Source organism: Luteibacter sp. (assembly GCF_051958795.1).
GTDB lineage: Bacteria > Pseudomonadota > Gammaproteobacteria > Xanthomonadales > Rhodanobacteraceae > Luteibacter.
Window position 1 is genome coordinate 1 of sequence record NZ_JBQCFT010000316.1, and the last position, 14,028, is coordinate 14,028.

Genomic DNA, 14,028 nt, shown 5'->3' on the forward strand with positions numbered 1-14,028 from the left:
GGATACCGGTATCACGCAACATCCCGATCTCGATACGTCGCTCGCCGATGCAGGCTACGACTTCATTTCCGATCACTTCATCTCCGGTCGCACCGATGATGGGCGTGCGCCGGGCGGCTGGGATACCGGTGACTGGACCACCGAGGAACCTTGGGCGGACGAGTGCCAGATGGAGCCCAGCTCATGGCATGGCACGCACGTGGCCGGCACGGTGGCCGAGCTGACCAATAACAACCTGGGCATGGCCGGCGTGGCGCATAACGCCAAGGTGCTCCCGGTCCGTGTCCTCGGGCACTGCGGTGGTTACGACAGCGATATCGCCGATGGCATCGTCTGGGCAGCCGGCGGCCATGTGGATGGCGTCCCGGACAACACGCATCCCGCGCAGGTCATCAACATGAGCCTGGGCGGGTCGGGACAGTGCCTGCCCGATGATCCAATGGCGCAGGCCATCGCCGCTGCCAACGCGCGTGGGGCGGTGGTCGTCGTGGCGGCCGGCAACTCGGGTGACGATGCGAGCTACTACTCGCCCGCGAGTTGCCCAGGTGCCATCACTGTTGCCTCGGTGGGCATCAGCAGTCGCCTGGCCTTCTATTCGAACTTCGGCAAGGTGGTGACACTGGCCGCGCCGGGTGGTGGCGTTTACGCCGGGGACGGAACCACGGGGGATCCCGTCCAGACGGGCTTCGTGTATTCGGCGATCAACGGCGGCGACACGGTCCCGGCGGAGCCGACCTATGGCGGTTACGCTGGCACGTCGCAGGCGACGCCGCATGTCGCGGGCACCGTGGCGTTGATGCAGAGCGCGCGCCTTGCCCTTGGCCAGCCGCTCATGGCGCCGCAGCAGGTGACCGCTGCGCTGAAGCAGACGGCGCACCGGCCGAAGGTACCGTTCCCGCTCATGACACCGGCGGGCGCTGGCATCGTGGATGCCACGGCTGCGGTACAACTTGCGATCCTGGGCGACAACTACACGCAGGCGCTGGGCAACGGGGAACTACTCACGGGCATGGTGAGTTATGCGGGGACCAGCAATTTCTACCAGCTGGAAGTGCCGGCGGCTGCGCGCAGCCTGGTGATACGCACGTTTGGTGGATCAGGTGATGTGACGTTGCAGGTAAAGGTCGGCGCAAGGCCTTCCGATGCGGGTTACGACTATGTCTCGGCGCACGCGGGCAACGCGGAATCGATCGTGCTGGCCCGACCCGTGGCGGGTACGTACTTCATCCGCGTCCTCGGTGTGAAAGACGCCCAGAACCTGAGCATCCAGGCCAGCTTCATCGCCCCCTGACCCATTGACCGGAGCTTTCCATGAACCAGAATTCTGTATCGCGCCACCCGCGCGGCGCCAGCGTGCGCCGTTCACTCGCCACGGCCGTGGCGCTCGCGCTTGCCTGCGGCATGGCCCATGCGTCCGCACCACTCACGACCGCACCCCGGATCGACGCCGCACATCGCGTGCTGAGCGCACAGGACATCACCTCGGGCGGGTACTTCGCGGCGAACGGTGCCAGCGATGGCAGTGACGACGCCTACGCGGACGGCTACCACAGCGTCGCAGTAGGTGCCGGCGCGCTCGCCAGCAGCGACAACGCCACCGCGCTGGGTGCGGGTGCCGTCGCCTTCGACACTGGTTCGACGGCTCTAGGCACCAGCGCTATCGCATTGGGCAGCGGTAGCCTCGCCATGGGCCAGCTCGCCAATACGGCGGGTGATTACGCGATGGCGGTGGGCTACGGCGCCGCAGCGTCGGGTACCAATGCGATGGCGATGGGTACGGGTGCAACCGCGGGTAACGCGGGCGCCATCGCGTTCGGCGGTACCGCGGTGGATAGCGGTGGCACGGCCTTGTCGGACCAGGTGACCACGGCCAGCGGCAGTCTCGCGATGGCAATCGGCGGCAGCGCACAAGCACAGGGCGAAGAAGCGATGGCCATCGGCTCGCTTGCCGCCGGTTACGGGGCAGGCACCGTGGCGATTGGCAATGAGGCAATGTCGACCGCGGATTACGCGACGAGCATCGGCACCGCGGCCAGCGCGAGTGGCGAGAGTTCGACCGCTATCGGTGGTGCCTCCCAGGTCTTCCCTGGTGTATTCGACCTCACCACCGCGACCGGGTTTGAATCCACCGCCATCGGTGCCGCGGCCATGGCCTTGAACGACGGCGCCACCGCGATCGGTGGGCACGCGCGCGCCGAGGGGGCCTACAGCATCGCCCTCGGCAACAACGCGTATGCGCAGGAGGGCAACAACACGGCGATCGGTTACAACGCGGCGGCGACGGGCATCAATTCCATTGCGATCGGTGGCGACAACCGCTCTTCGACCTGGGCCTATGGCGAGAACAGCGTGGCGATCGGTGACCTTGCCTATGCCAAAGGCGATGAATCCGTGTCGCTCGGCCATTTTGCGTCGGTTGCCCCCGATGCAACGAACAGCGTTGCGCTGGGCCACAACTCGGCGACCGATGAAGCAAACGTGGTTTCGATCGGCAGCGACGGAACGATGACCAATCGCTACGGTGAACACATTCCGGAGTTCCAGCGCCGGATCACGAACATGGCCGCTGGCGTGAACGCAACAGATGGGGTGAACGTGCAGCAGTTGCAGGCGGCGATCGGGCAGGTGAGCGTCGGGGACTCCGCGATCAACGCAGCATTTGCGGATGCCTTCGGTGGTGGCGCGTCGATGGGGCTTAGCGGCTTCGTTCCGCCGACCTATGCGATACAGGGTTCGGCTTACGGCAACGTCGGCGATGCGTTCTCCGCCGTAGACGGGGTGCTATCGAGTGCGCTCCAGGGAATCGCCGACCTGCGCAACCAGATCGCGAACCTGCCCGGCGGCACGCCAGGCGGTGGCACGAACGTCCCGATGGGTGATGGCAACGGCCTCGCGGTGGGCGGCGGCAGTGTGGCTAAGGATCCGCGCGATACGGCGGTGGGCGACCATGCGACCATTGCGGCTGATGGCAGCGTCGCCGTGGGTAGCAACGCCACCGTGGGTGCAGCGGCGACGAATGCCGTGGCGGTCGGTGCTGATACCTCGGTGACAGCGGCCTCGGCCACGGCCGTGGGGCAGGGTGCGTCCGCGACGGCGCAGAACAGCGTTGCCCTGGGTGCGGGCTCGGTGGCGGACCAGGCCAATACCGTATCCGTGGGCACGGCCGCGGCCCAGCGGCGCGTCGTGAACGTTGCGGCGGGCGTCGCCCCGACCGATGCCGCGAACGTCAGTCAGGTGGACCAGGCGCTGGCCACGGCGAAGTCATACGCCGACGACGGTGACCAGCAGACGCTGGCAAAAGCCAATGCCTACACCGACAGCAAGATGAACAACGGCGTCAGCCGTTCCGACTTCGACACGTTCCGCAGCCATGTCGACGACCAGTTCCACAAGGTCAACCAGCGCCTCGATCGGGTCGGTGCCATGGGCACGGCACTCTCCCAGATGAGTATGAATACGTCCGGCCTGTCAGGCGAAAATCGCGTGGGCGTTGGCGCGGGTAACTATGGCGGCCAGTCGGCGGTGGCAGTCGGCTACCAGCGTGCCTTCAGCCAGAACCGGGCAAGCGTCTCCATCGGCGCCTCTTCGTCCGGTTCGGAAAGTACGGTGGGTGCCGGCGCGGGTATCAGCTGGTGATGTAATCATCCTGGGAAGTGACCGCATGAACAGCCCGCGGAGGGAGCCGCGGGCTCGGGTTACGTCCATCGATGGAAACAAGTGCACTGCCATCTGGCCCTTGACGGGCGGGTGCCCGACTTTCGAGGATGGCGCATCACCACCAAGGGAACTGGTATGAGGTACCTGCTCGCGGCATCGCTCCTTCTCAGCCTCCCTGTCGCTTCGGCGCAGGACTGGGCTGCCAGCCTGCGCATCGATGCGAAAGCGATGCATGACGATATCGCGCGTAATCATCCGGGGCCTGTCGATCCCGAGAACCCTGGCTTCGCCGCGAAGAACGACCAGGGACTGGCACTGGCGCTCGAACGAGCCGGCCACACGACGAACTACGCCGGCTACTTCTACGGAATGGCCGCCTATGCCGCGAGCTTCAACGACGGACACCTTGGAGTGTTCCCGCCACAGGGCGCCAAAGTGCCGCATCTCGATGCCCGCTGGCCCGGATTCCTTACGGCGTTCAATGCAAAGGATGAGCAGACGGTGGTGGTGCGTAGTGACGATGCGCCCGTGCCGATCGGCGCTCGACTCGTCTCATGTGATGGCAAGGATGCGCAGAGCCTCGCCGCTGCCAACGTCGGTTCCGTGAGCGGCCGGTGGACCCTGCACGCCTCACGGATCGTGCGTGGTCGCCGCTTGTTTACGGATTATGGTAATCCCTGGATCCGGCGGCCGGCGCGATGCATCTTCGACGTCGATGGCACGCAACGTGAAGTGGTCCTCGCGTGGAAGCTGATCGACCAGGATGAGCTCGCGCGGCGTCTCGACCAGGCGTACCGCCGCAAGGCCGAGCCGATCGGCCTTCGCACGTTACCCGATGGGACGGTCTGGATTGCCCTCAGCGACTTCGATGGCAACCTTGACCACGCGCCGGCGAAGGCGCTTGAGCCGCTGATCAGGGAAGTGGAAGCGAAGCACCGCGACATTCTTTCGGCGCCACGCGTCGTACTGGACCTGCGTGGCAATAATGGAGGTGACTCACGCTGGGGGAGCGAACAGGCCGCAGCGCTCTGGGGGAAGAGGGCAGCCGACGCGGTGAACCTGGAGCCGAAGAGCGTCGACTGGCGTGCCTCGCGGGACAACATCGCAAAGATCGCGGAGTATCGCGACATGTGGAAGGCTCACGCCGGGGAGTCCGGGAACGTCGCCTGGGCGGAGAAGACTATTGCAGGCATGCAAGGTGCCATGCAGGCAGGGCAGGCGTTTTATGTCGAATCTCCCGAACCCCAGCCACCCTCGCCGACGCCACCGGTCACCACGGCACGTATCTACATGGTGACGGACAGTGGATGTGCGTCGGCATGCCTGGACGCGGCCGATCTGTTCCTCGCCCTTGGAGCGATCCACGTGGGCGAGGAAACGAGCGCGGACACCGCATACATGGATGTGCGGCAGACGACGCTCCCTAGTGGATACACGGCGCTGGCTATCGCCATGAAGGTCTATCGGGGACGGCCGCGGGGAAGCAACGTGCCCTTGGTGCCTCGCTATGCCTACTCCGGCGACCTGGCCGACACGGCGGCGCTGGAGCGCTGGATCAAGTCGCTGCACTGATAGAACGGCGGCCCGATCGGGCAATAAAAAGCCCGCGGAGGGGGCCGCGGGCTCGGGGTACGTCCATCGATGCAGGGACAGCAGGGGAACTGCCCGGATTGCGTGGGACCGGTGCCTCTCGGCTACCTTGGGAATAACTATACCGCTGGGTACATGAATGGACTGTTAAGCGGCCCGGTCCGGCCCGGTGTCGCCCGAAACTGCACATCTCCGGCCAATTCCCCGCTTGTCAAGGTCATGCGTCTCAGGCCTCGGCTACGCTGTCGACTCCTATCACACCAAGCAAGGAGTTCGTCATGCGCACGATCTATCAGACCGTCCTCGTTGGTTTCCTGTTCGCCGTGGCTTGCGGTTCGGCTGTGGCGGCGTCCGCCCCGGTGGCCGGCTCGGCCCAGCCGAAGACCCAGCCGCAGAGCCTTGATCTGCCCTGCAACCCGCTGGTTTGCTCGGTGAAGTAAGCCGAAGTCGCTTTCGGGGGTGGCCTTGCGCCACCCCCGGGAGCATCAGATTCGCCTGGCGGGAGCGGCAACGGGCGCCCGGGCCCGGGCATGGCTTATGAGCAGGCTCCCGGAGATGACCAGGGCGAGCACGGCCTCGACGCGGAGGGTCCCGGCCTCGGCGAGCAGCCCGGGCGAAACCACCGAGGCCACGATGGCGAGCGCGATGCTGGCCGCCATGCCCCCAAGAGCCGTCCCATGCCACCCGTGCCGCCAGCCCATGCCGAGTACCGGCAGGACAAGCGCGAAGCTGGCCGTCTCGTGGAGCGGACTAGCTGCCGGTGCGGTGGCGGCCACCCAGGCGAGCAGCGACAGCGTCGGAACCAGCCAGGCCATGGCATCCCGGAACAACGGGCTTTGCCACACCGCATCAAGGCTAAGCGAGTGGCCAGGGAGACGGCGGAAGCGCTCGCGCAGGGCAAGGATCGTCGGGGTCAGTGTCAGCGCGCCAAGATAGGCACCCAACATGTATGCGAGGAAGTAGCCCGCTGGACCCGTATCCGGATCCGGCCAGGCGCCGGTCGGTGACTGCAGGATCGCCGACAGCGCCGTCAGCAGGGTGGCGACCGATGTCACGACGGCAGTCCCCAGGGCCGCCGCAAGAATCAGCGGCATACGCAGGTCGCCCCGCTCGTCATACAGCGACCAGCGCGCCCGGAGGGGCTTGAGAACCGCCAGCCAGAGCGCCGCCATCGGGACCGAAGCCGACATCGCCCAAGGGATCCCCAGGTCGGCGACATTCAGCGCCGCGGTTTCCAGCAGGGGCAGGCCTTCGCCCAGGACGAGGGCAGGCCAGTAGCGGGTGGGAACGAGAAGCAGGGCGGCCAGGCGAAGCCCGGAGGTCAGCATCCACTGGGGGAAGGACAGGTGGTGGGCGATTTCGTAGCACGCGCCGTAGGCAGCCGCGATCGCGAGGTGCTGCCCCCATCGCCATGGCGTGTTCCGAGTACGCCCGCCCCCCGCGCGCCGCTCCACCGATGCCAACTCCTAACGCTGTAGTCGTGGTCCGTCTGGGGGTGATGATGCCACGTTTTTTGGCCGCCGGCGGGCGAGGGCAGCCCCCGCCCCCCGGTACCCCCTACGACCCACCCAGGGCATGTACGACATCGGCAGTCTCACTATGGCCCTTCGCGCGCAACACGACCTCGAGCACGCCGAAACCCGCCAACAACACCGTTCCAAGGAATGCTGCGAGTAGCGCCGTCAACTTCGCCGTCGTGGGTATTGTTTTGACGGTGTCGCCCAAAGCGACCAGTTTCACGTCGAAGGCATCGAACCTTCCGTTCAGCACCTCCACCTTGGCATCAATGCTGATCTTTAGGGCCTCGATCTTCCCATCGACGCTGGCGCTTAGTGCCTGGATCTTCCCATCGACACTCGCGCTCAGGGCCTCGATCTTCCCATCGAAGCCTTCACGGAGCCCATCCAGCTTCCCGTCGATCGCTACATTCTGCCCTTCGAGCTTGCCGTCAACTGCGGCCAGGATGCCGTCCAGCTTTCCATCGATCCTGGCGACCGTGCATTCGAGCCGGACGACGCTGCCTTTGATTTCGTGTACATCTTCATGGAGGTCGTCCACGCGGCGCCGCAGGTCGACAACATTTTCTTCTAGTTTACTGACTCGGTTTTCCATGCGCGCATCTTTAGAGGGAGCGCGCGCTGGTGCAACTTCCGCGCTCCCCGAGTCATGCGGTGTCAGGTAATTCGCCTCCTGATATGCGGCTGCCATTTGTCCTCCGAACGCTACCTTCGACGTGTGATGTCGATGGTACGCGGGCCCTGACGAGGAGGTGCCCGCGTCGTTCTGTAGTCCTTCTCTTACACAGCCTGCCGAACGGCTCGCGCAAGACAATTCGTAAACGTACATCGCATCAGTGCTGTTCCAACTCTCCCCAGATCGCGGGTTTCGTGCCGGACGCTACTGGCGAGTTTCAACGGGGCCTTCGCGGCCGCCTGAGCGGGGCCGGGAATAAAACCCCCGCGGCGATGATCTTGGCATGCGTGGGCGCCGCTCCGGCGCCACCAGCCCGAGGTCCCCGCCATGTCCATGCCAGCCCAAGCCCTCCACGCCAGCGCGTCCATCCGCTCCCGGTCCTACACGAAAGTCGCTATCGCGATGCACTGGAGCATCGCCTTCCTGATCTTCCTGAATGTCTGCCTGGGTTTCCTCATGGAAACCTTCCCCAAAAGCGCCCCCGGGCATGACCAGGTCCTGTTCTACCATGCCTCGTTCGGCAGCCTGATCTTCGGCTTGGCCGTGTTCCGCCTGTTCTGGCGATCGACGCACAAACCACCGGCGTTGCCTTCGCACATCCCCGCGTGGCAGCAGAACGTGGCCCATGTGCTGCACTGGATCCTCTACACGCTGATGCTGGCAGTGCCGCTCACCGGCTACCTGCATCGCATGGCGGGCGGCCACCCGGTCAGCTTCTTCGGCATGGGCTACCTCCCCGTGCTCATCGGCAAGAACGAGCCCCTGCGCCTGCTGACCGATACCTTGCATGTCGCGCTGGCCTGGACCCTGTGTATCCTCGTGGTGGGGCACATCGGCGCCGCGCTGAAACACCGGTTCATCGATCGCGACAGCGTCATCCAGCGCATGCTCGGCGTATAACGCCCATGGTGGGCAACTCACGGAGTGCGTTCGGCATGGGTCCGCAGCACACATGATGTCGGCAGGTAACCGCGCGGTCGTGGACGAGCTGGCGCTGCGTCACCTCGATGCTGCCTATAACCTGGGCCGGTGGCTGCTGGGCAGCGAGCAGGACGCCGCGGATGCCGTCCACGACGCCTACCTGCGCGCTGCCCGTGCGGCGGATACCTATGCAGGTGGCAACGCGCGGGCATGGTGGCTGGCGATCGTCCGTAACTGCTGCCTCGCGCGGCTGGCGGTGCGCAACAAGGAAAGGAAAAATGTCGCCATCGACGATAACCCCGTCGCCGCCGAGCGCTGGATGCCACGGGCCGAGGCGGACGAGGTGGAGGAGCGGGTCGATAGCTCGCGTCGCCGCGAACTGATCGCCGTGCACCTGGGCAACCTGCCCGAGATCTTCCGCGAGGTACTGATCCTGCGCGAGATGGAGGAACTGTCTTACCGTGAGATCGCCGACGTGCTCGAAACGCCCATCGGTACGGTGATGTCCCGGCTCGCTCGCGGGCGTGCCTTGCTGCAAAAAGCCCTGACTGACGACGGCGCGCTGGAGGCCCCGCATGGACTGTAAGACCGCCAGCGAACTGTTGCCGTTGTACTTCGATGGTGAGCTCGATCGCGCGACCAGCCGCGAGTTCGAGGCGCACCTGGATGAATGCGCGACGTGCCAGGCCGCGCTGATCCGGCTGGATGCGTTGCGTCGCTCGCTGCGCAACGATGTGCCGCGTTTCACCGCGCCCGAATCATTGCGGGCGCGGATCGGGAAGAGCGCAGCCGGCGAGGCATCGGTGGTGCATCCGCGGCCGCGGCCGCGCGTGTCGCGACCGTGGCTGGCCCTCGCAGCCTCCTGGATCCTGGCGTTCGTCGCGGGCGGTGTGACGTTATCCGCGTGGAACCAGGGGTCGGCGCCGGCGCAGGAGGAGTCTCAACTGCACCGCGATCTCTTCGCCAGCCACTGGCGCGCGCTCGCCGCGGCTTCGCCGATCGACGTGGTCTCCACCGACCAGCACACGGTAAAGCCGTGGTTCGCGGGCAAGGTGGCCATCTCGCCCGTGGTGCAGGACTTCGCCGACCAAGGCTACGCGCTCATCGGCGGGCGCATCGACTACGCCGGCCATGAACGCGTCCCGGTGCTCGTCTACCGGCACGGGAAGCACCTGATCGACGTGTTCGTGCTGCCCTGGAAAGCGGGCGCTGAAAGCCGTGATGCGGTGGAAGCCGAGGGCTACGTGCTCGAGACGGCGAGCCTCGGCGGCCAGGCGGTGGCGATCGTCTCGGACATGGATCGCGGCGAGCTGACACGGTTCCGGGATCTGCTGAACGCGGCGGGACCCAGCCGCTAGCCGTCGCGACCGGTCAGGCCAGTTCGCCATGCGAAGCCCGGTCGAGCCAGCGGAACGGCCGCTGCATGGCCCATTCGATCTCACGGGCCAGGGCGTCGGGGATGGGAGCCCCTGTGCGTATGTCATCAAGCACCGAGGGGTCGACGCCGAGTGACTGGGCCAGGGCTCTCCATTGTGAAATGCCATCCGCCCGGAGTTCGGCGATCAAACGCCTGAGGTTGTTCCGCCGGATGGTCTGGAGTGGATCGCCCTGCATGTATCGGTTCCCTTGTCCGCGTCGCAAGATAAATGGCTCATCGACCGGGGGTTGCGATGCGCAAATTCGGCGCCTCAACCCGCGAATTGGGCAGGCTGGGTGCCTCGTTTATTGAGTGGAAGGCGTCCGGGGGCGGCATGGGGTAAAAGCGGCAGGCCTCACGCGGTGCTAACACCCGCCCCGGTTTCATGGTCCGGGGCAGGGCGTCTTTAGGTAGGGACGAATGGGCTTGGGTGATACAAAGAACCCCGATACGGGTGTCGATGAACTGGTCCGGCTAGCCGGCCCATGCGCCGACGACGAGGGCGTCGTCATTGCCAACGCCTCCGGTGAGCTCGTTTTTGCCAGCGAGCGGGCGGCGGATATCCTTGGCATCGTCCGCCTCGGCGCGGGGGTGGAAGATTACAGCGCGTTGCATGGCGTCTTCACCGAAGATGGCCGCCCATATCCCTCGTCCGATCTTCCCCTTGCGCGTGCCATCCTCCTCAGGAAGACGACGCGCGGTGAACGCCTGCTGATACGTCGGCCGGATGGACTCATCCAGCTGATCGAGGTCTCCGCCCGGCCGCTCATCGACGCCGCGAAGCGCCACGTCGGTGCCGTGGCCGCTCTCCGCGTACTGGCCCGGTAACCCTCGCGCGTTTCACATGGGCTAATCCGCCACCGCGTAGGCGTGGGTATGCCGCAACGAGGGACACGCTGGCGGGTGCCCGCCTGGGCCGCCGCAGGCGACGAGGGCGGACGAGGCCATCCATGCCATCGTGTCGAATGCCTTGTGTGATCCAACGGGCGGCGCCTTGAGCCCCGCGCGCCTCAACGCATCGCGCAACACGTGGATGCGCCCCATGCGCCGGGTCGCGGCCGTGTTGTACGTGAAGCTGACGGTTCGCGATGCCTCCTGGCTGGTCTCGACCATGTGCGGGCTGGTGAGCGGCATATAGACGCCCGTTCCCGGCCTGAGGTGGAACACGTGCGCGCGCGCGCGGAACTCTTCCTGCCATTTCGCGTGGCTCAGGTCATGTCGCGCGTGGAAGTCATCGCGTACCAGGTCGCCTAGCGTGGCGCGATCCGTGGGGTCCCAGACATAGACGGTCTTCGTGCCCGACAGTTGAAGGAGCAGCACGTGGCTCCGGTCGATGTGGAATGGGGTGCACGTGTCCGGCGAAGCGGAAAAGATCCAGCCGGCGCGGTAGTAGACGCCGGGATCGACGCGCTCGATCTTGTCGATGATCGGCGCGAAGGCCTCGTCGACCAGTGTCCGGTACGTGGGATCTGCCTGGATGTGACGGAGCAGAACCCATGACTTCGCGTTCTCGATGGCGCTTAGCGATGCGACCGCTGATTGGCCGGAAGGATAGAGCGCGGCTGCCGTGTCGAAATCGGTGCCGGGTTGCACGCCGCTGGCGAAGCTATACCAGCGGTTCGTGCCACGACAGCGCTTGCCCAGTTCGACCAGGGCATCGCGTTGCAGGAGCGGGTGATCGGAGAACGTGTGCGTCAGCGGCGTAACGCGCATGGGTTCGAACTCATCCCACGCGAGTGTGATCAGCGGAGCGTTGGCGTTTGTCATGGGCGGTCACCGTTAGGGGCCACGCATCGTGTGCGTGTGCACTACCTGCCGAGGACGTTTATACGCTCGCGCTTTGCGGGCACGGCTCTGCCATCCGGATTAGGCCGACCGGTTTAAACCGTTGGTGCGAGCCGCTTCATGGCGGCTATCGCAAGTTCTTTCGAAATAGGCCGACCGGTACGAAATGTTTTCGCATGGTCCTTCGCACGCGCGCGTTCAAGCGGCCGGAAGTATTCCGGGAAGCGCGTTGATTTGTCTCGTGTTGCGAGGTTTGTGCGGCGGGGGTGGCCAAATCGATCGCATCAAATAATGGATGGACGGCCAAACGGAATCGTGCAGTGAAGCCTCGACGGAATAGGCCGTAAGAGCAGCCGCTGGTTGAAGCGAAAAACGCCTGGAATGTCATGGCGACACTCCCGCCCACGCAGGGCGTGGACGGGAGTGTGCAGCGTAACTACTGCGAAATATTCGCCGTCACATGGTAGACGCGCCCACCCCAGCCATCATTGGGGAACGAGTCCGATACCTTGAGGTACACCGGCTTCGAACCATCCGCCGCGGCTTTCAGGAAGGGCGTCAGGTCCACTGTACGGTCGTCCTTGTTCGAGCCATCCGTGATCGGCCGTGTCTCTTCAAGCACCGTTGTCCAGGTCTGGTTGTCCGAGCTAGCCTGGACCACGAATTCCGCATCGATCGTCAACGTGACCGTCGCCGACTTCGTGTCACCCGGGAACGGGAAGCGGTAGGTGAAGTGAGCATTGCCATCGGCGAAGCGGTTCTGCACGCCGTTGCTCTGCGAACCATCCGGATCGAACAGCCACGGATTCTCATCGACCGTACCCGTGTCGAAGTCGATGGCATGCGCGATCAGCACGTCGGCCTCGGCGGTGTAGCGCAGCCCGGCCGCGGTGAGGTTCACGGTGACCATGTGGTGGCCATCGCTGGCGGCACTGGGCACGGTGACCTTGAGCGGCAGGGTCTTGCTCACTGGATTCGCGTTGCCGCGTGGTTGCAACGGCAGCAACGAGGCGCGGGGCGTGGCGGACCAGCCGGCAGGAACGTTCACCGACGTTAGCGTGAGCAGCGGGATGTAGCCCGTCGCCGAGGCGCTGAGCGTGACCGGGATCGTCGTTGTGCCGTTGGCGGAAGGCATGACTACCGGTTGGGCCGGCGAGAGGGTGCCGGCCAGCGAGGTGATCGGTGTGAAGGTCGGCACATCGCCGATCAGGGCGCTGAGCGCGCTGGCCTGCGTGCGCCAGTCGAAGACGTTCGGATGGTCGTCGGCGGTCGCACCGGACCAGCGCGTGCCGAGGCGTCCCGCCGCATCGCGATCGTTGTTCCAGATGCCTTCCGCCTGTTGCGAGAGGAAATCCGCGTAGCGCCTGTCGTGCGTGGTATCGACCAGGTCGGTCCAGTAGCGCATGAAGATGCCCTTGAACTGCTTGGCATTGTCATCGCAGGTCTGGTCCGTGGCATCGCAGGTTTCCGTCAGCGTGCCGTTGGTGACCAGCGCGTTCGGACCGATGGCGGCGTCAGCCAGGCGCTTCACCGCGGCCAGGATCTTCGGGTCGCGGGTGGCGCGGTAGAGCTCGAGGCCGCCACCGATGGCGAGGCCCTGGTTGTAGCTCCAAACGTTCTGGCCGTTGTTGGTGCAGGCGTTGGTGAGGCCATCGTTGACCAGGCCATTGGCGTTGATCATGCCGCTGCCCTGGAACCAGTTCCACGCGGTGCGCGAGCGGCCCAGCCACAGCGTGTCCCCATGGATGCGGTTATGCAGCTCGGCGGTCAGCCGGATCCACAGGCCGTTGGTGATGGCGTTCTTGTACGTGCGCTCGCCATCCCACCACACACCGCCGCCGCAGGTGCTGGTATCCCAGTAGCCGTTGACGTAGTTGGCGATGGTCACCGCCATGTCCAGGTACTTCGGGTTACCGGTCAGGTCGTAGGCCTGGATCCAGGTGAGGCCCCACCACTCGGAATCGTCGATCGCTCGGCTGGTGAAGTTGCCAAGCAGCGGATCGCCGGAGAGCACGCCGGGCGGGAACACGCCCTTGTCCTTCTCGAACGTGTTGTCGAGCTGGGCGAGGTAGCGACGGTCGCCGGTGCGTTCCATGTAGTCGCCGATGGTCTGCAGCGCCACGGCGGAGTTCCACCAGCTCGAGGGGAACCATGCCTTGTTCGGTTCGTACGAGCTCATCAGGACGTCCGCGGCCACCCGGGCGCGGGCCATGGCCACGGGGCCATCGGTGAAAGGGTTGGAAGACTGGGTCTGCTGGGCCGCGGCGGCGGGGAAGGTGGCCGCCAGGGCCGTCAGGCTGGCGATGGCCAGCAGCGTTTTCACGCGTATGCGTAATGCACCGAGCTTCATATGCGAAGCGCTCCTCTGGGATACCCACGATAGGGCTGGAGGCACCGCCTCCTCCCCGCCACTCCCCGGCCGAACCGCGGGCGTAGACCCGGCCTGGCACAGCGTGCGCACGGAC

The 14,028-nt window shown here is 65.5% G+C and carries 13 protein-coding genes; 8 read left to right on the plus strand and 5 right to left on the minus strand.

The window, feature by feature from the left end:
• The 4 genes from ACTHLF_RS16355 to ACTHLF_RS16370 form a co-directional block, all read left to right on the plus strand.
• On the plus strand, positions 1-1,291 hold a 1,291-nt coding region (locus tag ACTHLF_RS16355), incomplete at its 5' end, for a S8 family serine peptidase (RefSeq protein ID WP_440328598.1).
• 20 nt (positions 1,292-1,311) lie between these two features.
• Complete coding sequence (locus ACTHLF_RS16360) at positions 1,312-3,636, plus strand: YadA family autotransporter adhesin (RefSeq protein WP_440328600.1); 2,325 nt, start codon at positions 1,312-1,314, stop codon at positions 3,634-3,636.
• Between the two features lie 156 nt (positions 3,637-3,792).
• Positions 3,793-5,229 (plus strand): hypothetical protein, encoded by a 1,437-nt coding sequence (locus ACTHLF_RS16365; protein WP_440328601.1) that lies wholly within the window; start codon positions 3,793-3,795, stop codon positions 5,227-5,229.
• Positions 5,230-5,525: 296 nt separating this feature from the next.
• On the plus strand, positions 5,526-5,687 hold the full coding sequence (locus ACTHLF_RS16370; protein WP_440328603.1) for a hypothetical protein: 162 nt from the start codon (positions 5,526-5,528) through the stop codon (positions 5,685-5,687).
• 45 nt (positions 5,688-5,732) lie between these two features.
• On the opposite strand, the gene ACTHLF_RS16375 is transcribed toward ACTHLF_RS16370, so the two are convergent.
• Together ACTHLF_RS16375 and ACTHLF_RS16380 are read right to left on the minus strand one after the other, a co-directional pair.
• Positions 5,733-6,701, minus strand: coding sequence for an MASE1 domain-containing protein (locus tag ACTHLF_RS16375; protein ID WP_440328620.1), 969 nt, complete (start codon positions 6,699-6,701; stop codon positions 5,733-5,735).
• A 103-nt stretch (positions 6,702-6,804) separates the two neighbouring features.
• Positions 6,805-7,359 (minus strand): hypothetical protein, encoded by a 555-nt coding sequence (locus tag ACTHLF_RS16380; RefSeq protein ID WP_440328605.1) that lies wholly within the window; start codon positions 7,357-7,359, stop codon positions 6,805-6,807.
• Between the two features lie 408 nt (positions 7,360-7,767).
• Here ACTHLF_RS16380 and ACTHLF_RS16385 point away from each other — a divergent pair, with 408 nt between their 5' ends.
• From ACTHLF_RS16385 to ACTHLF_RS16395, 3 genes are read left to right on the plus strand one after another with little or no spacing between them, the layout of a single operon-like run.
• Positions 7,768-8,340 carry a cytochrome b gene (locus ACTHLF_RS16385; protein WP_440328607.1) on the plus strand — a complete coding sequence of 191 codons (573 nt, stop codon included), beginning with the start codon at positions 7,768-7,770 and terminating at the stop codon, positions 8,338-8,340.
• Between the two features lie 52 nt (positions 8,341-8,392).
• On the plus strand, positions 8,393-8,947 hold the full coding sequence (locus ACTHLF_RS16390; protein ID WP_440328609.1) for a sigma-70 family RNA polymerase sigma factor: 555 nt from the start codon (positions 8,393-8,395) through the stop codon (positions 8,945-8,947).
• Positions 8,937-9,719 carry an anti-sigma factor family protein gene (locus tag ACTHLF_RS16395; RefSeq protein ID WP_440328611.1) on the plus strand — a complete coding sequence of 261 codons (783 nt, stop codon included), beginning with the start codon at positions 8,937-8,939 and terminating at the stop codon, positions 9,717-9,719. Before ACTHLF_RS16390 ends, ACTHLF_RS16395 begins: the two co-directional genes overlap by 11 nt.
• A gap of 13 nt (positions 9,720-9,732) precedes the next feature.
• On the opposite strand, the gene ACTHLF_RS16400 is transcribed toward ACTHLF_RS16395, so the two are convergent.
• Positions 9,733-9,975, minus strand: a complete 243-nt coding sequence (locus ACTHLF_RS16400) for a hypothetical protein (RefSeq protein WP_440328612.1) — start codon at positions 9,973-9,975, stop codon at positions 9,733-9,735.
• Between the two features lie 229 nt (positions 9,976-10,204).
• Between ACTHLF_RS16400 and ACTHLF_RS16405 the strand changes: the two genes are divergently transcribed.
• Positions 10,205-10,606 (plus strand): hypothetical protein, encoded by a 402-nt coding sequence (locus tag ACTHLF_RS16405; protein ID WP_440328614.1) that lies wholly within the window; start codon positions 10,205-10,207, stop codon positions 10,604-10,606.
• 21 nt (positions 10,607-10,627) lie between these two features.
• Here ACTHLF_RS16405 and ACTHLF_RS16410 read toward each other — a convergent pair whose 3' ends face one another.
• Both ACTHLF_RS16410 and ACTHLF_RS16415 read right to left on the minus strand, forming a co-directional pair.
• Entirely contained in the window at positions 10,628-11,545 is a 918-nt protein-coding gene (locus ACTHLF_RS16410) for a JmjC domain-containing protein (protein ID WP_440328616.1), read from the minus strand.
• A gap of 454 nt (positions 11,546-11,999) precedes the next feature.
• Positions 12,000-13,886 (minus strand): glycoside hydrolase family 76 protein, encoded by a 1,887-nt coding sequence (locus ACTHLF_RS16415; RefSeq protein WP_440328618.1) that lies wholly within the window; start codon positions 13,884-13,886, stop codon positions 12,000-12,002.
• Positions 13,887-14,028: the final 142 nt, after the last annotated feature.